The sequence below is a fragment of the Pannonibacter sp. I15F10I1 genome (assembly GCF_900185665.1).
GTDB lineage: Bacteria > Pseudomonadota > Alphaproteobacteria > Rhizobiales > Stappiaceae > Pannonibacter > Pannonibacter indicus.
Map to the genome: position 1 here is coordinate 396,124 of NZ_FYAN01000028.1, position 17,083 is coordinate 413,206.

Here is a 17,083-nt window from a genome sequence, read left to right on the forward strand (position 1 = left end):
GGACCCATGCAGACAAAACGCGCCATCTTTCCCAACAGGCTGCTGCCCTATCTCTTGCTGGCGCCGCAGCTTGCGATCACGGGTATCTTCTTCCTCTGGCCGGCAAGCCAGGCGATCTGGCAGTCGTTCCTCAGAGAGGATGCCTTCGGCTTCAAGACCACGTTTGTCGGGGTGGACAATTACATCCGCCTGCTGGCAGATCCCACCTATCTGAATTCGCTCTATGTTTCGGCGATCTTCGCCGTTTCGACGGCGCTGCTGTCGCTGGGTCTGGCGCTCGTGCTGGCCGTGGCGGTCAACAGCCTGATCCGCTCGCGCAATGTCTATTCCACCCTGCTGGTCTGGCCCTATGCGGTGGCCCCTGCGGTGGCGGGCATCCTGTGGTGGTTCATGTTCAACCCGTCCATCGGCATCTTCCCCTATCTGCTGCATGGGCTCGGCTACAACTGGAACCACAGCACCAGCAAGGTGGACGGGATGATCCTCGTGATCCTCGCCGCAAGCTGGAAGCAGATCTCCTACAACTTCATTTTCTTCCTGGCGGGGCTTCAGTCCATTCCGCAGTCGCTGCTGGAAGCAGGAGCCATTGACGGCGCCCGTCCGGTGAAGCGCTTCTTCACCATCGTGCTGCCGCTGCTCTCGCCCACCACCTTCTTCCTGATGGTCGTCAACTTCGTCTATGCGATGTTCGACACCTTCCCGGTGATTGATGCGACCACCAAGGGCGGCCCGGCGCAGGCCACCAACATTCTCGTCTACAAGGTCTATTCCGACGGCTTCGTCGGCCTCAACCTTGGCTCCTCGGCGGCTCAGTCCGTCATTCTGATGGCGATCGTCATCGTGCTCACCATCATCCAGTTCCGCTTCATCGAGCGGCGCGTGGCTTACTGAGAGAGGCGCAAATGGTTGAGAACAAACCCTGGCTGACCGTCCTCACGCATCTTGTGCTGCTGACGGGCCTCTTCATCGTCGCCTTCCCGGTCTATGTGGCGGTGATTGCCTCCACCCATGGCCCGAGTGACTTCATGACCGGCGTCATCCCCATGCTGCCGGGCAACGAGGCGATTGCCAATTTCACCACCATGATGACGAGCGGCAACAGCTCGGCCGGCGCCCCGCCGCTCGGGCCGATGATGTTCAACTCGCTGATCATGGCCCTGGCGATCGCCATCGGGAAGATCACCATCTCGATCATCTCGGCCTTCGCCATCGTCTATTTCCGCTTCCCCTTCCGCCAGCTGGCCTTCTGGCTGATTTTCATCACCCTGATGCTGCCGGTGGAAGTGCGCATCCTGCCCACCTACAAGGTGGTGGCGGATCTGGGCATGCTGAACAGCTACTCCGGCCTTGCCATTCCGCTGATCGCCTCGGCAACGGCGACGTTCCTCTTCCGCCAGTTCTTCCTGACGGTGCCCGAGGAACTGATGGAAGCCGCGCGTGTGGACGGGGCAGGCCCGATGAAGTTCTTCCGCGACATCCTGCTGCCGCTGAGCCGGACGAATATCGCGGCGCTCTTCGTCATTCTCTTCATCTACGGCTGGAACCAGTATCTCTGGCCGCTGCTGGTGACCACCGACACGTCCTATTACACGATCGTCATGGGCATCAAGCGCATGGCCGACGTGGCTGATGCGCATCCGCAATGGCATCTGGTGATGACCACCGCCGTGCTGGCCATGCTGCCGCCGGTCATCGTCGTCATCGTCATGCAGAAACTCTTCGTCAAAGGTCTCGTGGAGACGGAAAAGTAATGGCTACCATCACTCTTGATAACGTCCGCAAGGTCTATGCCGGCGGCGTCGAAGCGGTCAAAGGCGTGTCCATGGACATTGCCGACGGCGAGTTCATCGTGCTGGTCGGCCCTTCCGGCTGCGGCAAGTCCACCCTGCTGCGCATGATCGCGGGGCTTGAGGAAATCTCCTCCGGCGACATCCGCATCGGCGACCGGGTGGTGAACCGCGTGGACCCGTCCGAGCGCGACATCGCCATGGTGTTCCAGAACTATGCGCTCTATCCGCATATGACGGTCTACAACAACCTCGCCTATGGCCTGCGCAACCGCGGTGTGCCGAAGGACGAGATCGACCGCCGCGTCAAGGAAGCTGCGCGCATCCTGGAAATCGGCGCCTATCTCGACCGCAAGCCCAAGGCGCTTTCCGGCGGCCAGCGCCAGCGCGTCGCCATGGGCCGTGCCATCGTGCGCGAGCCGGCGGCCTTCCTCTTCGATGAGCCGCTGTCGAACCTCGATGCCAAGCTGCGCGTGCAGATGCGCGTGGAAATCAAGCGCCTGCAGAAGTCGCTGGCCACCACCTCCGTCTATGTGACGCATGACCAGCTCGAAGCCATGACGCTGGCCGACCGGCTGGTGGTGCTGAACGGCGGCCAGATCGAGCAGATCGGCGATCCGATCTCCGTCTATGAACGCCCCGCGTCCACTTTCGTGGCCTCGTTCATCGGCTCTCCGGCCATGAACCTGATCACGACGGCTTCCGCCAATGGCCGCCTGTCACTGCCGGGCGGTGCCGGTCTTGATGCGCCGGACATGGGCAAGGGCGCAGAGGTCATCCTCGGCGTGCGGCCGGAGCATCTGACCCTCGCCAGCGAGCAGCCTGCGGAAGCGGGCGGTCTGACGCTGGACGTGGTGGCCGGTGTGCTGGAGCCGGTGGGGGCCGAAAGCTTCCTCTATGGCACCGTGGGCAGCGAAACCGGGCCGCAGGTGGTCATCCGCGTGCCCGCCCATGCCCGCTACGAGCTTGGCCAGCGCGTCAGCTTCACCGCCAGCGCCGCCAAACTCCATGCCTTCGACAAGGCAACGGGCAAGCGCATCGAAGACTGATCACGGCACGCCCGCTGATCTGAAGGCCCGGCCCTGCGCCGGGCCTTTGCATGTCCGGGGCCGGCCGCAGCGTGATCAAGCCCGTGCGGCACCGGCATCCGGAGGCTGAAAGGGACCGGAGGCTGAAAGGGACGGGGGATTGTCCATGAACGCGCGGCAGGTGTTTTTCATCCAGCGTTCATGTTCGGCTCAGACGTATGACAGGATGGGGAGCTACATCTCCTTCAGGCAAGACGCCTGAACACGAGGAGATGAAAATGCTGACGTCAACCCGCCTTACCGCCACTGGCCTGCTGGCAGGCCTTGCCCTGTCCTTTGCCGTCCCTGCCATGGCCGTCACGGCCACCATCTTCCCCGCTTCGGAAATCACCCAGGCGGAAGTCGAGGCCGCTCAGCGTGCCTGGGCCGATGCCCTTCTGGAGATCGGCGCGGCCGGTGAACCGGACAAGGCAAAGGAAATCGCCGTCAAGCGCGTGGGCGAGCTTTATGGATATGAGATCGGCCCCGTCCTCTTCAAGCCGACCCTGACGGAGACCCCGCAGACGTTCCGGACCACGCAGGAGGGAGCCATTTCCTACTTCGTTGGCCAGAACCCGGACTATCCCAAGGACAAGGGCTTCGCGCTGCAGGGCTGGACGGACGTGCAGATCGAAAATGCCGCGATCTTCATCTCTGATGAAACGGCGCAGACCATGGGCAAGGTCCGTTTCACCAGCAAGGACGGCGGTATCGTCGAGGTGGACAAGACCTGGGGATACGTCCGTGACGCGTCGGGCAAGCTGCAGATCATGGTGCACCACTCGTCGCTGCCCAACACCCCTGCTCAGTGAGCCGGGTCCGCACTGTCTGAAGGTAGGATAAGCCGGTAGCCAAGTCCCCGAAGGGTCTGGATCTTTGGAAGATCCGGGCCCTTCCCGATTTTCTTGCGCAGCCGTGCCACATAGACATCAATGACATTCGTCAGCGGGTCCCTGTCCGCCTCCCACACCTCCGCCAGCAGCCGCTCGCGCGAGAACAGCCGCCCGGGTGCTGCGGCGAAGGTCATCAGCATGCGCAGTTCGGTTGCCGTCAGATCCAGCGGCGTTCCCCGGCATGTGGCTGTCATGGCATTGCGGTCCAGCAGCAGGCTTCCAAGGCGCGTCACCTGTGTGCTGCCGGCCGGACCGGCACTTGCCTGCGGCAGTCCTGCCCGGCGGGTAAGGGCTTCGATCCGCGCCAGCAGCTCCTCGAAGTCGAAGGGCTTGCACAGATAGTCATCTGCGCCCATCCGCAAGCCGGTGACCCGGTCGGTGGTTTCGCGCATGGCTGTCAGCATCAGCACGGGCAGTCCGATTCCCTGCCGCCGCAGAGTGCGGCACAGGTCAAGCCCGTGAATATCGGGAAGCATCAGGTCGAGGATCACGACAGCGCGCTCGCCGCCTGCCTGCAACTCGCGCGCCGCCTGCAGCCCGTCGCTGCCATTGGCTGCATGCCGGACATTGAAGCCCTCAGCCCGCAGGCCCCGGGTCAGAAATCCGGCGATCCTGGTATCATCCTCGATCAGCAGCACATGCGTCATGCAGGTTTCATCTCCGGCAGGGTGAGGGTGGCGATGGTGCCGCGGCCGGTTTCGCCGGTCTCCAGATGCAGGCTGCCCCCCATGCGGACAATCAGGTCTTCCGTAATGGCAAGGCCAAGGCCAAGACCGCCCGGACGCCTTTCCCGGGCGAGGCCCCCCCGGTAGGAACGGTCCCGCACATGGGGCAAATCTTCCGGATCTATGCCGATGCCCTCGTCAATCACGGCAAGCGACCACTGGCCGTCCTGCCAGCGCGAGGCCAGCTTCACCGTACTGTCCGAATAGTGCAGCGCATTGTCCAGAAGCGCGCCCGCCGCCTGCTGCAGCCGCAGGGGGTCGGCCATCACGCGGCGGCTGGTCATGCCGGAGGGCAGCCAGCGCGTGCGCTTGCTGTTTCCGCCGAAAAGCCGGATGGCGGCCTTCACTTCCATCTCGGGGTTGAGCGGCTGGACAGACAGCGTCAGGCTTGCATCCTCTTCGCGGGCAAGCATCAGCAGGTCATCGATCATCCGGCCCAGCTGGCGGCTGGACATGAGGATCTGGCCAAGGACTTCCTGATACTCCTCGACGGTGCGCGGCCCCTTGCGCAGGGCCACCTGTGCCTCCCCATGCAGAACGGTAAGGGGTGTGCGCAGCTCGTGGCCGATGTTGCCCATCAATTCGCGGCGGCGCAGTTCGGTCTGTTCCAGATCCGCGAGCGCCCGCCGCAGATCGGCGGTGCGCAAGGAGACTTCCGATTCCAGCGAGGCCAGCAACTGGCGCTCGCTCTCCTGCGCCTTCCGCAGCTCCGCCGCCATTGTGTTGGCATCATCGGCGAGACCTCCAAATTCGTCCTCGCGCAGAACCGGAATCCGGTGGCTGAGTTCTCCGGCGCGCATGGCCCGGAGCCCCTTGGACAGCAGCTGGATGGGTGCCTGCAGCCGGCGGGACAAAAGGAAAGCCATGCCGAGGCTGATGGCGATGAAAGCCGAGATCGAGACCCAGACGGCGATGCGCAACTCTGCCAGCATGCCATTGACGGCAGCCCGCTTGCGCTCGATGGCGGTCTCCTCCGCAGCTATGCTGCGGTCAAGAATCCCGCCGAAACCATCATCCACCAGAGTTGGGGAAGAGACTTGCTGCTCCGCTGCGGGGGGCTCGCCACGGGCGAGCGCCATGACCTCGACGCGTTTCCGGGCAAGGGCACCCCTGAGGCTTGCGAGTGCCTGCTCCTGGCGCCGGGCGTCTGCGTCCAGACCGTCATCCGTACCATTGGCGCTCCGGGAGGTTTTCGCAAGCTGCCCGATACGGTCGAGCCGTGCCTCCATCCGGTCCAGCAAGGTTGAGGCTTCCTGTTCCAGCGGCTGTGCCGGGTCTGGTCCGGAAACAATCCGCAGCTGCAGCAGCCGCCGGTCGGAACGCAGTTCCAGAAACTCGGCCATCAGATCGCTGCTCGCCCGGCTGCGCAGCACTCTCTCGGCAGTCAGATCAAAGATCTGCCAGGCAAAACCGGCGAAAATCACCGCCAGCCCCGCCAGCAAGGCAAAGGACAGTCTCAGACTGCGCAGAAAACTGGGCTGTGGCTTGGCTAGTGGCAGCAGGGCGGGCTCCTGGATCTGGCTGTCGAACATTCTTATACGGTGGCCGCCCTTCGCGTGGGGCTCATTACATATGGGGACAGCCGCGTCTCATCCCAGCCCCAGTTCGAGCCGGAGCTTGCGGGTGAGTTTGGCGGCAACGAGGCTGTGGGCGGCGCGGATATAGGCGAAGAGATCGGTTTCGCTCAGCGCATCAAGCTCATGCAGCTGGATCCATTTGGCGCGGGCGAGATAGGGGGCGGGAGCAAGGCCGGGCTGTTCGCTCAGCATCTGATAGGCCATGTCCGAGCACTTGAAGCTGACGGCGGGCGTGCCCTTCCAGTCAGACCAGATGGCAAAGATCTTGCCGCCGACCTTCCAGACGGACGCCCCTTCCCATTGAATGACGTGGGTGGTGGCAGGCAGCGAGGCGCAGAAGCTGTCGTACCTTGCTCTGGTGGCCCGGCCGGACGCTTCGTCTGCGATGTGCTCTTCATGAGCCTTTTTGTTAGCCATGTTTGGTCTCCCCTGTGCAGGGCGCTGCTGCCCCTTGCTTGAAACTGCTGTCGCCAGCCGCCATATTGAGGACAAGCGGGGTGATTGGCACCCCGGCTCCGGATGCCTCAAGAGAGGGTCCGGTTCTCAAGGTCGCTTTGTAGAGGACTTTGACGATGACGCGAATGTCAGCGTTTTCAAGCCCGTTCATGCTCGGCTTCGACGACATTGAACGGGTTCTCGACCGGGTGTCAAAAGCCGCCAATGACGGCTATCCGCCCTATAATATCGAACGTCTTCCCAAGTCGGACGAGCATGGCGAAGTCATTCGCATCACGCTGGCCGTGGCAGGCTTCACCCGTGATCAGCTCGATGTCTCCGTGGAGGAGCGCCAGCTGGTGATTCGCGGGCGCCAGTCCGAAGACAAGTCCCGGCAGTATCTGCATCGCGGCATCGCTGCCCGCCAGTTCCAGCGCGCCTTCGTGCTGGCGGAGGGCATCGAAATCCTCGGAGCCGATCTCAAGGATGGGCTTTTGTCGATCGATCTTGTCCGTCCGGAGCCCGAACGCGTGGTGCGCCGGATTGAGATCACTGCAAGGGACTGACTTTCAAGGGGGCAGGGTCTGCCGCCCAATCAAGGAGACAATGCCATGACGCGCGACACCAATGAACGCGCAATGGACCCGCATGACCTGACGCCGGAGCTGTTCGCACGGCTCGGCGCCGGACAGGTGGGTTATCTGCGCCAGATGAGTTCCGATGATCTTGCCCGGCTTTTCCCCGGTGCGGCCCATATCGCCAGGGGCTTGCGCCTGTGGGCGCTGCTCAACGCGGACGGCACGCCGATCATCGTGGCCGACAGCCGCGAGGCGGCCATCGCCAATGCCTACGAGCACGACCTGACCATGCTGTCGGTTCACTGACCGGCAGCCGCCAGACCAGAATAGAGAAAAGGCGCAGCCCGTGAAGCTGCGCCTTTTGCGTTTGAAGGGATCTGGCTGGCGCGTTCAGGCACCTTGCGGCAGGGCGCCCGGTGTCCGCGAAGGCCGTGCCGGCGGCCCGTAGGCGGGAACGGCGGTCCGGCCGGACGGAGCCGCAACAGGGGGCTTGGCCGGCAGCGGTGCCGGAGCAGGCTTGGGCACCTTGCGCCAGGGCTGGCTCTTGAACCAGGCAGCGATATAAGCGACGGCCGCAATGGCGGCGAGGCCTGCAATGTTGGAAATGGCCTGGATCAGCCAGTCACCGCGTCCGCCTGCCATGTCGCGCAGGATCGCCGTGGCCTGGGCGATGGGAAGGCTGGCGAGGAACACCGGCAGCGACTGCTGGCCCACCTTGCGCAGCACGGCCACCACCGGGCCGGTAATGCGCCCCTCGGCATGCAGCCGCACGCCGTTGGGGCCCACGGCGACATAGGCGATATAGGCCAGCGCCAGGAAGTGGATATAGCGGAGGATGCCGAGGTCGGTCTTGATCCAGAGCGGCCTTGAGGCATCCCGCAGCGCCTGGAAGCCCGGCACAGCCTCGTAGATCCGGAAATTGGTGAAGGGGATGCTGACCAGAACCAGCGCAACCGCCAGCCAGACAAGGCGCCGGTCGACGGGAGGCGCCGGAATCCAGCCCTTCATGAAGGCAAAACCGGTGAAGAACACCAGCTGCCAGGCGAAGGGGTTGAAGAACCACTGGCGGTTCGACCAGGGCTCGGCCGGAAAGCTGACCAGATGCAGGGTGGCGGCAACCCACATGCCGATCATCGCTGCAAAGAAGGCAATGCGGCTCTTGGCGGCGATGAACATCATCACCGGCACCATGGCGAGCAGCGCCACATACATCGGCAGGATGTCGAAGTAGTTCGGCACATAGGTGAGGCTGAGCAGGCCCGGCAGGTTGCCCACCGGATCATTGAAGAAATAGCGCAGGTTCAGAGCCTGCACGTAATCTTCCTTGAGCCCGCAGCAGCGCTCCAGATAGCCGCTGTTCATGAGCGCGGCAAGGCCTGCGGCGATCACCAGGAACTGGCAGATATGCGCCCAGTAGACCTGCCACATGCGGTGGCCGATGCGGGCGGTGCCCATCAGCATGCCGCTCTGGTCGAAGATCTTGCCGAAGGCAATGGCCGAGGCCATGCCGGAGCAGAAAACGAAGATCTCCGTGGCGTCGGAAAAGCCGAAGCGCGCCGGAATCCAGTTCGCCCACCAGCTCTGCGGCAGATGGGAGATGAAGATGATGAACATGCCAAGGCCACGAAACACATCAAGGCGAATGTCTCGTGGTCTTTGCACGGCCTGAGCCGGCAACTGAGGGGTCGGATGGAAGGTCAAGCGCTTCAGGCTCCCCGCTGGACAGTTGATCGAAATGCCACGCCGGAGCGGCACGGGGCCGCGAACCGGGCATGAAACATGTGCAACGCCGCGCAGTGGCACGGGCGGCAAATTGCTGTCCGGCGGTCGCGGCTGTGCCTGCGGCCCGGGTGAGGGGCGTGGGGCTTGGACGGCCGGACATCTCCGGCCGGACTTGCGCGCAAGGCTCCGGTCAGGCCTCTTGGCCTGCAGCCGGTGCGCCGTGCCCGTCCAGATGCAGACAGTCCGGGTGCAGCAGAGCGGCAAAGCCAGCCTGGCACGGGCATGGTGGGGGAGGCATAGCCCCCCGGCTGCCCATGCTCAACCCTGAAAGGTCCTGCCGTCTGAGGGGTCTCCACAGATTTAGCCAGCTCATGACCGGCATGAGAAAATGCAGCTCCATGTGCCAGCCTGCCGGCCCTATGCAATTGCCGCTGCATCGCAGCCTCCCTGTTGGACAAGCCAGAGTGCAGGATCCTGATGGCGGATCTGGGGATGATCTGTGGCGATCTTCGCCCAAATTTGCCGCCATCGTGCACCGGGTTTCATGCGGACTGGAACGCGGCGGTCCGCCATTTGGTTGCCTCTGGCGGCGCAGAATCTGCAAAATTGTGGCGGCATCTGGGAGAGGGTGAATAAATTCAGGGACTTGCGTTCGTTCGTCGCAGCGGCATTCACGGGTAATTGATCTTGCGCTTGCGGATGTACGCGTTAAGCTCATCCTGTCTGCAACTGTTGAAAGGAGGTGAGCCCATGTCGAGTGAGACCCCGAGCCTGACCCTGATGTCTGGGCGGAACGGAACGGTGCTGGAGCAGCCTCTGGCAGCGCGAGGTTTTGCCGGGATCTGATCCGGACGCGAGGTCAGCCGATCTCACGGAAGGGCCGCCAGCGCGGCCCTTCTTTGTTTTTATTGGCTTTGTTTTTGCAGGATCGGACAGTCAGCCTTCTGCGGCCCGGGCGTGGGAGGTAAGGCCAAAGACCTTGCGGGCCATGCCGAAGGCAAAGCGGCTCCAGTTGCCAAGCGGATCGGCAGGCGGGATGCCGGCGGACTGCGGCAGAAGGTGTCCCACCACGTCGCCGCATTCGAAGCTGAGATCGGCGGAGAACTTGCGGGCGAGGGCCTGCATGGAGCGGTTGGTGGCCAGGCAGTTCATGTAGATATGCTGGCAGTCGCGCGCTCTGGCGGCAATCAGCAGCAGTTCCATCAGTTCGGTGCCCAGCCCCATGCCGCGCCAGCCTTCTTCCACGCAAAAGGCGGCTTCTGCAGCCGCGGCGCTGCCGACGGGGCGCAATTCTGCCGTGCCGCGCAGCACTCCGTCCTCGAAATAGCCGTAAATGACTGTATCAAGCGCAAAGCTGGTTTCCACATAGGCCCGCAGAAAGCTGTCGCCGACGAGCATGGCAAAGCGGCTGCGGCGGGTCTCTGGGTCCAGACGCAGGAGATGATCACGGAAGAGATGTTTGTCGGCGCTGCCCAAGAGGCGGATACGCCCATTGGTGCTGCCATTGTTGTTAAGGTGCGGCATTCCAGCGGTCCTTCGGTGAAGTGACTCGCCGCCCTTGGGTCCTCCATAGACTTGGACCATATATGACGCGGAATGGCGTCCGGATCAATCACGTTTGCCCCATACGGTGAATTGGGGCATAGCGGGGGAAGAAATTTTTCGCCCTTGCGGTTAGACTAAACGTCCCTGTGGGGCAGGAAGGACTGATTCGACATGACACGAGTTGCAACGATCGCGGTTCTGGCATTTGCCGTTGGTGTGGCCGGCTGTTCGCGGCTGGGCATGGATGGCGGCCGGGCTCCGGCGCCGCTGCCGGCTTCCCCGACGACGCCGGTGGCCGGTGGTCAGCTGCAGCCGCTCACGCCTGCGCCGGGCATGGTGATGAGCGACCCGTCAATGTCCGGGCCGCAGCCCGGCCAGCCCATGGGCCAGCCGCTGGGTGCGCCGCAGCCAGGCACGGCTGCGCCCGGTGCCATGGCCTCGGTCACGCCGCCCGCAGGCGCCACGGAAGTGGGACGCAACGACATGCTCGGCGGCTGGAAGATCGCCTCCGGCAGCTCCAATTGCATGCTGTTCATGACCTTGACCACCTGGTCGGGCGGCTACCGCGCCAACACCCGCGGCTGCAATGACAGCACGCTCGCCGGTATTGCCGCCTGGGATCTGAGCGGCAAGCAGGTCGTGCTCAAGGATGGCACCGGCGCCACAGTGGCCCAGCTCTACGGCGCAGGCGGCGAGCGCTTCAACGGCCAGACCGTGGGCGGCATGCCGGTATCTCTTTCCCGCTGAAGCCGGAAACGCCTGAGCGCATACGGACTTGCACCCCCAAACCCGTTTCCCGGAAATTTCACGGGAAACGGGTAAGTGTGTCGGGGTGTAACTATCGGATGCTGCTGGCCCATGGCAAAATACGACCCGCTGCGTGAACATCTGGCCCGTCTGGACGAAGTCGTCTGGGCTGCGAAGCTTGACGAACTGGAGATGATCCTCGGCGTCAGCCTGCCAATGAGTGCCCGGGAGCACCGGACCTGGTGGGCCAATTCCGGCGGAAGCCTGGTGCACCAGAATGCCTGGCTCGACGCCGGCTGGCGGGTCGATCATACGGATCTGCGCCGGGATCTGGTCGTCTTCCGCCGTCTGCGTATTTCCGGCACCTCGGCTGCTGCCGAAAATGCCGGGCCCTCGCGCTCCGGGCGTCATCAGGAAAACCTTGATCAGTTGCGGCGGCATGCCCGCGAAATGCGGGAGCCGGTCAATCTGACCGTTCGCGCCGAATGGACCGAGATCGGCATCGTGACTGAAACCCCCTGCAACAGCCGCCTTGTGCCCGCGCTTCCGGGCCTCTACCGGCTGGCGGTGCTGGCCGGCGGCAAGGTTCAGACTTTCATTCTGGATACGGGCGATCTGGGCGCGCTGCACCGGGATCTTCAACGGCTCAGCCACCCGGATGGGCCGGATGTCACCCGGATCGCAGAGAAGCTCGGCCTTGCGGCGGGAACAGCCGCCATGGCCGACATGGTGACGCCCGGCAACATCTGGCTGATTGCAGATGGCCGCGGCAAGCCGGCTGATCTGGCCAGCCCGGCCGGGCGCGAGCTTGCGGGCCGCCTGCTGTGCCTTCATGAAAGGCAGAACGGCCGCAAATCCCGTTTCGTGCGCCTGTGACGGCCTGCCGTCCCTGAGTGACGGATACCAGCTCACGATGAGCCTGATGCCACGTAAGCTGGTTGAGCCCGTGCGGCGCTTGAGCAATTTCAAGGCGTGATACGTGAGCATTGGAAAACTGAGCATCCGAATGCAGCCGCATGTCTGAGCGGCTGCGCATTGCTGTACTCTGTCTGCCAGCCGTCTCCCGCAGCTGAGCGGGCAACGTGTGCCCGCCAACCAGCCGTCTGGCCGCATTTTTCCTGAAACTGTGCCGATTGCAATCCCGCGGGATACACCTTCCTGCCGGCGCCTCTGATGGTTGTGTTGCGGAGGCGCCGGGCCCGGGAAAGGCCGCGCTTTTGCCGCTTTCCTCTTGCAATTGACGAAGAAGCTTTACGTTTGGGTGCCCGTCTTGTGCTAAAAAGCGCGCGCCGGCTGGAGAAGGGGCTTGCGCCGACGTGGCTTTGTCCGTATCGCAACAGCGGAAAATTGTATGCGCTTGTGCGCAGTCGTGCAGCAGATGCCCGTCTGGCAGACCGTACAGGAAGGCGGAAGGCCATTCGGTGCAGGCGGAGAGCCTACATTGAAGCCGACGATGAACATGGATCTGCCGGTTGCAACCGCACTGGCCAGCAGGTACGACGCGCTGGTTGCATCCGGCGCAATTGCCCGTGACGACGCTCAGGCGGAAGTCGTCCGCAAACTCGATTCCCTCAATGCACGCCTTGCGGAAGTCCGCCTCGCCTCGAAGAAGAGTGCGCTGGGCTGGCTGTTTGCGCGCAAGAAGAACGAGATGTGGGCCGCCGTGCATGGCCTCTACATCTGGGGCGGTGTCGGGCGTGGCAAGACCATGCTGATGGACCTTTTCATGGAAGTGACGGTCATCCGCCGCAAGCGCCGGGTACATTTCCATGAGTTCATGGCCGAGACGCATGAGCGCATTTTTGCCTGGCGTGAGGCCCTGAAAAGGGGCGAAGTGAAGGGGGATGATCCCATCCCCCCGGTGGCTGACCAGATCGCCGCCGAGACCCGCCTCCTGTGCTTTGACGAGTTCTCCGTGACCGATATTGCCGATGCCATGATCCTCGGCCGGCTGTTCACACAGCTCTTCGCAAGAGGGGTTGTTATGGTTGCAACGTCGAATGTTGCACCCAACAATCTTTACAAGGACGGGCTCAACCGGCAGCTCTTCATGCCCTTCATCAACCTGCTGCAGAAACAGGTCGAGGTGCTGATGCTCGATTCGCCAACCGACTACCGGATGGAGAAGCTGGGCGGCGCCGAGGTCTATATCAGCCCGCTTGGCGAGGCGGCAAAAGCGGCTGCGGACGGCATCTGGGCGAAGCTCACGAACGGCTTTCCGGAAGAGCGCCAGCAGCTGGACATGAAGGGCCGGCATATTGACGTGCCGCGCGCCGCCAACGGCGTGGCCCGCTTCACTTTCGCAGATCTCTGCGCAAAACCGCTGGGTGCAGCGGACTATCTGCGCATCGCCCATACCTATGATACGGTCTTCATCGAGGATGTGCCTGCGATGGACCAGACCCGCCGGAACGAGGCCAAGCGCTTCATCAATCTCATAGATGCACTCTATGACAACGGGGTGAAGACGGTGGTCACCGCAGAGGTTGAACCCGATGGCCTCTACAGGGCGCCAAGCGGGGCAGAGGTGTTCGAATTCGACCGGACAGTATCCCGTCTCATCGAGATGAGGTCCGAGGCTTACCTGTCCGGAGACAACAGAAGTCATGCACGCGCTGATATGCATTCCGTATAGGTCATGCACGTAAGCGCGCAGGGGGCGCCAGAATCTTCAGGTGTCCTAGCGTAATATTCTTTTGATTGGCTTGCGTGAGCGGATCAAAGGGAGTAGTGCCATCCCCAGTCATCGGCGGATGGCATTGAGTTCCATCTTACGTAAAGGGAAACGTTCGGATATGGCGCGCAATAAGATTGCTTTGATCGGTTCGGGTCAGATCGGCGGCACGCTCGCTCATCTTGCCGGTCTCAAGGAACTCGGGGACATCGTCCTCTTCGACATCGCCGAGGGCACGCCGCAGGGCAAGGCGCTCGACATTGCCGAGTCTTCCCCGGTGGATGGCTTCGATGCCAAGCTGGCCGGTGCCAACTCCTACGAGGCGATTGCCGGCTCCGACGTGGTGATCGTCACTGCCGGTGTGCCGCGCAAGCCCGGCATGAGCCGCGACGATCTTCTGGAAATCAACCTGAAGGTCATGGAGCAGGTGGGTGCGGGCATCGCCAAGCACGCTCCGGACGCTTTCGTCATCTGCATCACCAACCCGCTCGACGCGATGGTCTGGGCCCTGCAGAAGTTCTCCGGCCTGCCCGCGCACAAGGTTGTCGGCATGGCCGGCGTCCTGGACAGCGCCCGCTTCCGCTACTTCCTGGCCGACGAGTTCAACGTTTCCGTTGAAGACGTCACGGCCTTCGTTCTGGGCGGCCACGGCGACACCATGGTGCCGCTGACCCGCTACTCCACGGTTGCCGGCATCCCGCTGCCGGATCTGGTCAAGATGGGCTGGTGCACGGCCGAGCGTCTGGAGCAGATCGTTCAGCGCACCCGTGACGGCGGCGCCGAAATCGTCGGCCTGCTCAAGACCGGTTCTGCCTTCTATGCTCCGGCTTCTTCCGCCATTGCCATGGCTGAAAGCTACCTCAAGGACAAGAAGCGCGTTCTGCCCTGCGCTGCTGCTCTCAGCGGCCAGTACGGCCTCAAGGACACCTATGTCGGCGTTCCGGTCGTGATCGGTGCCGGCGGCGTCGAGCGCGTCATCGAAATCGACATGAATGCCGACGAGAAGGCCATGTTCGACAAGTCCGTCGCATCCGTCGACGGTCTGGTTGAGGCCTGCAAGAAGATCCAGCCGTCGCTCGCCTGAGCCCGGTTGTAACCTCACAGGAATGACGTCCGCTGCCGGGTCCCCCGGCGGCGGTTCTCCGAACACACGGGGGAGAGAATGAACATTCACGAGTACCAGGCCAAAGCGGTCCTGAAGGAATATGGCGCTCCGGTTGCCGAGGGCGTTGCAATCTTTTCGGCGTCTGAAGCCGAAGCGGCTGCAAAGCAGCTCCCTGGCCCGCTCTGGGTCGTCAAATCCCAGATCCACGCCGGTGGCCGCGGCAAGGGCAAGTTCAAGGAACTGCCCGCTGATGCCAAGGGCGGTGTGCGTCTCGCCTTCTCGCTGGAAGACGTGGTCAAGCACGCTGGCGAAATGCTCGGCAACACCCTCGTCACCGCCCAGACGGGCGATGCCGGCAAGGTGGTGAACCGCCTCTACATCGAGGACGGCGCCGACATCGAGCGCGAGCTGTATCTCTCCATCCTCGTGGACCGTTCCGTTGGCCGCCCGGCCTTCGTGGTTTCCACCGAGGGCGGCATGGACATCGAGGCCGTTGCCGAACACACCCCGGAAAAGATCGTCACCCTGCCGATCGATCCGGACACCGGTGTGACGGATGCCGACGCTGACAAGCTCTGCGATGCGCTGAAGCTTGAAGGCGAGGCCCGCGCCGACGCGCTGAAGCTGTTCCCGATCCTCTACAAGGCCTTCATGGAAAAAGACATGAGCCTTCTGGAGATCAACCCGCTGATCGTCATGAAGAACGGCCGCGTGCGCGTTCTCGACGCCAAGGTCTCCTTCGACGGCAACGCCCTGTTCCGTCACCCGGAAATCGTTGCCCTGCGCGACGAGACCGAAGAGGACGCCAAGGAAATCGAAGCTTCCAAGTGGGAGCTGGCCTACGTTGCCCTCGACGGCAACATCGGCTGCATGGTCAACGGCGCCGGCCTTGCCATGGCAACCATGGACATCATCAAGCTCTACGGCAAGGAGCCGGCGAACTTCTGTGACGTCGGTGGTGGCGCAGGCAAGGAGAAGGTCGCTGCGGCCTTCAAGATCATCACGGCTGACCCGAAGGTCGAGGGCATCCTCGTCAACATCTTCGGTGGCATCATGAAGTGCGACGTCATCGCGGAAGGCGTTCTCGCCGCCGTGAAGGAAGTCGGCCTCAAGGTTCCGCTGGTGGTGCGCCTAGAAGGCACCAACGTCGAACTCGGCAAGAAGATCATCGCCGAAAGCGGTCTGAATGTGATCGCCGCTGATGATCTGGACGATGCCGCCCAGAAGATTGTCGCTGCCGTGAAGGGAGCCGCCTGATGTCCATTCTCGTCAATAAGGACACCAAGATCATTGTCCAGGGCCTGACCGGCAAGACCGGCACGTTCCACACGGAACAGGCGCTGGCCTATTACGGCACCCAGATGGTCGCGGGCGTGCACCCGGCCAAGGGCGGCGAAAAGTGGTCCGGCTCCAAGGGCGAAAGCCTGCCGATCTTCGCCTCCGTCGCTCAGGCCAAGGACGCCACGGGCGCTGATGCATCGGTGATCTACGTGCCGCCTGCCGGTGCTGCCGCTGCCATCATCGAGGCGATCGACGCCGAGATCCCCTTCATCGTCTGCATCACGGAAGGCATTCCGGTTGCCGACATGGTGAAGGTCAAGGCGAAGCTGGAGAAGTCCAAGTCGCGCCTGCTCGGCCCGAACTGCCCCGGCATCCTGACCCCTGAAGAATGCAAGATCGGCATCATGCCGGGCTCCATCTTCAAGAAAGGTTCGGTCGGTATTGTGTCGCGCTCCGGCACGCTTACCTATGAAGCCGTGTTCCAGACCTCCAACGCCGGCCTCGGCCAGACGACGGCTGTGGGCATTGGCGGTGACCCGGTCAAGGGCACCGAGTTCATCGACGTGCTGGAGATGTTCCTGGCCGACGAAGCCACCCAGTCGATCATCATGATCGGTGAAATCGGTGGCTCCGCCGAAGAGGATGCAGCCCAGTTCCTCAAGGACGAGGCCAAGAAGGGCCGCAAGAAGCCGATGGCCGGCTTCATCGCGGGCCGCACGGCTCCCAAGGGCCGCACGATGGGTCACGCCGGTGCCGTGATCTCCGGCGGCAAGGGCGGTGCGGAAGACAAGATTGCCGCCATGGAATCGGCCGGCATCCGCGTCTCTCCGTCTCCGGCCAAGCTCGGCGAGACCCTCGTCGAAGTCCTGAAGGGCTGATACGATTTCCGGGCGGGGCGCATGGCGCCCCGCTTCGGCAACCACCGGGCCCCCGGCGGCCACGCGGTA

Annotated in this window: 17 protein-coding genes; 12 read left to right on the forward strand and 5 right to left on the reverse strand. The window is 63.1% G+C overall.

What is annotated here, in order from left to right:
• The first annotated feature begins 6 nt into the window (after positions 1-6).
• From ugpA to IF10I1_RS20435, 4 genes are all read left to right on the forward strand, one after another.
• Positions 7-891 carry a sn-glycerol-3-phosphate ABC transporter permease UgpA gene (ugpA, locus tag IF10I1_RS20420; protein WP_058898289.1) on the forward strand — a complete coding sequence of 295 codons (885 nt, stop codon included), beginning with the start codon at positions 7-9 and terminating at the stop codon, positions 889-891.
• Between the two features lie 11 nt (positions 892-902).
• Positions 903-1,751, forward strand: a complete 849-nt coding sequence (gene ugpE / locus IF10I1_RS20425) for a sn-glycerol-3-phosphate ABC transporter permease UgpE (RefSeq protein WP_050473391.1) — start codon at positions 903-905, stop codon at positions 1,749-1,751.
• Positions 1,751-2,836 (forward strand): sn-glycerol-3-phosphate import ATP-binding protein UgpC, encoded by a 1,086-nt coding sequence (locus tag IF10I1_RS20430; protein ID WP_050473390.1) that lies wholly within the window; start codon positions 1,751-1,753, stop codon positions 2,834-2,836. The genes ugpE and IF10I1_RS20430 overlap by 1 nt, the downstream gene beginning before the upstream one ends.
• Positions 2,837-3,093: 257 nt before the next feature.
• Positions 3,094-3,666, forward strand: coding sequence for a hypothetical protein (locus IF10I1_RS20435; protein ID WP_186391576.1), 573 nt, complete (start codon positions 3,094-3,096; stop codon positions 3,664-3,666).
• Here IF10I1_RS20435 and IF10I1_RS20440 read toward each other — a convergent pair.
• The 3 genes from IF10I1_RS20440 to IF10I1_RS20450 are packed head-to-tail and all read right to left on the reverse strand — an operon-like array spanning position 3,660 to position 6,466.
• Positions 3,660-4,394 (reverse strand): response regulator transcription factor, encoded by a 735-nt coding sequence (locus tag IF10I1_RS20440; RefSeq protein WP_186391577.1) that lies wholly within the window; start codon positions 4,392-4,394, stop codon positions 3,660-3,662. The genes IF10I1_RS20435 and IF10I1_RS20440 overlap by 7 nt on opposite strands.
• Positions 4,391-6,004, reverse strand: coding sequence for an ATP-binding protein (locus IF10I1_RS20445; RefSeq protein WP_186391578.1), 1,614 nt, complete (start codon positions 6,002-6,004; stop codon positions 4,391-4,393). The genes IF10I1_RS20440 and IF10I1_RS20445 overlap by 4 nt, the downstream gene beginning before the upstream one ends.
• Before the next feature lie 57 nt (positions 6,005-6,061).
• Positions 6,062-6,466, reverse strand: a complete 405-nt coding sequence (locus IF10I1_RS20450; protein ID WP_186391579.1) for an MmcQ/YjbR family DNA-binding protein — start codon at positions 6,464-6,466, stop codon at positions 6,062-6,064.
• Between the two features lie 155 nt (positions 6,467-6,621).
• On the opposite strand from IF10I1_RS20450, the gene IF10I1_RS20455 reads away from it, so the two are divergent.
• A complete protein-coding gene (locus tag IF10I1_RS20455) occupies positions 6,622-7,050 on the forward strand; it encodes an Hsp20 family protein (protein WP_050473386.1) in 429 nt (142 codons plus the stop codon).
• Positions 7,051-7,095: 45 nt separating this feature from the next.
• A complete protein-coding gene (locus IF10I1_RS20460) occupies positions 7,096-7,368 on the forward strand; it encodes a DUF1150 domain-containing protein (protein ID WP_174235442.1) in 273 nt (90 codons plus the stop codon).
• 84 nt (positions 7,369-7,452) lie between these two features.
• Here the strand turns inward: IF10I1_RS20460 and IF10I1_RS20465 are convergent, their stop codons facing one another.
• Both IF10I1_RS20465 and IF10I1_RS20470 read right to left on the reverse strand, forming a co-directional pair.
• Positions 7,453-8,724 (reverse strand): OpgC family protein, encoded by a 1,272-nt coding sequence (locus IF10I1_RS20465; protein ID WP_256387634.1) that lies wholly within the window; start codon positions 8,722-8,724, stop codon positions 7,453-7,455.
• A 996-nt stretch (positions 8,725-9,720) separates the two neighbouring features.
• Positions 9,721-10,308, reverse strand: coding sequence for a GNAT family N-acetyltransferase (locus IF10I1_RS20470; RefSeq protein ID WP_050473385.1), 588 nt, complete (start codon positions 10,306-10,308; stop codon positions 9,721-9,723).
• A gap of 192 nt (positions 10,309-10,500) precedes the next feature.
• On the opposite strand from IF10I1_RS20470, the gene IF10I1_RS20475 reads away from it, so the two are divergent.
• The 6 genes from IF10I1_RS20475 (at position 10,501) to sucD (ending at position 17,014) form a co-directional block, all read left to right on the forward strand.
• Entirely contained in the window at positions 10,501-11,076 is a 576-nt protein-coding gene (locus IF10I1_RS20475; RefSeq protein WP_050473384.1) for a protease inhibitor Inh/omp19 family protein, read from the forward strand.
• 111 nt (positions 11,077-11,187) lie between these two features.
• Positions 11,188-11,952, forward strand: a complete 765-nt coding sequence (locus IF10I1_RS20480) for a hypothetical protein (RefSeq protein WP_186391581.1) — start codon at positions 11,188-11,190, stop codon at positions 11,950-11,952.
• A 577-nt stretch (positions 11,953-12,529) separates the two neighbouring features.
• Positions 12,530-13,711, forward strand: coding sequence for a cell division protein ZapE (gene zapE / locus IF10I1_RS20485; protein WP_050473382.1), 1,182 nt, complete (start codon positions 12,530-12,532; stop codon positions 13,709-13,711).
• Between the two features lie 160 nt (positions 13,712-13,871).
• Entirely contained in the window at positions 13,872-14,834 is a 963-nt protein-coding gene (mdh, locus tag IF10I1_RS20490; RefSeq protein WP_050473381.1) for a malate dehydrogenase, read from the forward strand.
• Positions 14,835-14,912: 78 nt separating this feature from the next.
• Entirely contained in the window at positions 14,913-16,112 is a 1,200-nt protein-coding gene (gene sucC / locus IF10I1_RS20495) for an ADP-forming succinate--CoA ligase subunit beta (protein WP_186391582.1), read from the forward strand.
• On the forward strand, positions 16,112-17,014 hold the full coding sequence (gene sucD / locus IF10I1_RS20500; RefSeq protein ID WP_019963709.1) for a succinate--CoA ligase subunit alpha: 903 nt from the start codon (positions 16,112-16,114) through the stop codon (positions 17,012-17,014). The genes sucC and sucD overlap by 1 nt, the downstream gene beginning before the upstream one ends.
• The last annotated feature ends 69 nt before the right edge of the window (positions 17,015-17,083 follow it).

Excerpts from the sequence above, each read along its gene's own strand:
- ugpA (WP_058898289.1), top strand. The coding sequence starts at position 7 with ATGCAGACAAAACGCGCCATCTTTCCCAACAGGCTGCTGCCCTATCTC.
- ugpE (WP_050473391.1), top strand. The coding sequence starts at position 903 with ATGGTTGAGAACAAACCCTGGCTGACCGTCCTCACGCATCTTGTGCTG.
- IF10I1_RS20430 (WP_050473390.1), top strand. The coding sequence starts at position 1,751 with ATGGCTACCATCACTCTTGATAACGTCCGCAAGGTCTATGCCGGCGGC.
- IF10I1_RS20435 (WP_186391576.1), top strand. The coding sequence starts at position 3,094 with ATGCTGACGTCAACCCGCCTTACCGCCACTGGCCTGCTGGCAGGCCTT.
- IF10I1_RS20440 (WP_186391577.1), bottom strand. The coding sequence starts at position 4,394 with ATGACGCATGTGCTGCTGATCGAGGATGATACCAGGATCGCCGGATTT.
- IF10I1_RS20445 (WP_186391578.1), bottom strand. The coding sequence starts at position 6,004 with ATGTTCGACAGCCAGATCCAGGAGCCCGCCCTGCTGCCACTAGCCAAG.
- IF10I1_RS20450 (WP_186391579.1), bottom strand. The coding sequence starts at position 6,466 with ATGGCTAACAAAAAGGCTCATGAAGAGCACATCGCAGACGAAGCGTCC.
- IF10I1_RS20455 (WP_050473386.1), top strand. The coding sequence starts at position 6,622 with ATGACGCGAATGTCAGCGTTTTCAAGCCCGTTCATGCTCGGCTTCGAC.
- IF10I1_RS20460 (WP_174235442.1), top strand. The coding sequence starts at position 7,096 with ATGACGCGCGACACCAATGAACGCGCAATGGACCCGCATGACCTGACG.
- IF10I1_RS20470 (WP_050473385.1), bottom strand. The coding sequence starts at position 10,308 with ATGCCGCACCTTAACAACAATGGCAGCACCAATGGGCGTATCCGCCTC.
- IF10I1_RS20475 (WP_050473384.1), top strand. The coding sequence starts at position 10,501 with ATGACACGAGTTGCAACGATCGCGGTTCTGGCATTTGCCGTTGGTGTG.
- IF10I1_RS20480 (WP_186391581.1), top strand. The coding sequence starts at position 11,188 with ATGGCAAAATACGACCCGCTGCGTGAACATCTGGCCCGTCTGGACGAA.
- zapE (WP_050473382.1), top strand. The coding sequence starts at position 12,530 with ATGAACATGGATCTGCCGGTTGCAACCGCACTGGCCAGCAGGTACGAC.
- mdh (WP_050473381.1), top strand. The coding sequence starts at position 13,872 with ATGGCGCGCAATAAGATTGCTTTGATCGGTTCGGGTCAGATCGGCGGC.
- sucC (WP_186391582.1), top strand. The coding sequence starts at position 14,913 with ATGAACATTCACGAGTACCAGGCCAAAGCGGTCCTGAAGGAATATGGC.
- sucD (WP_019963709.1), top strand. The coding sequence starts at position 16,112 with ATGTCCATTCTCGTCAATAAGGACACCAAGATCATTGTCCAGGGCCTG.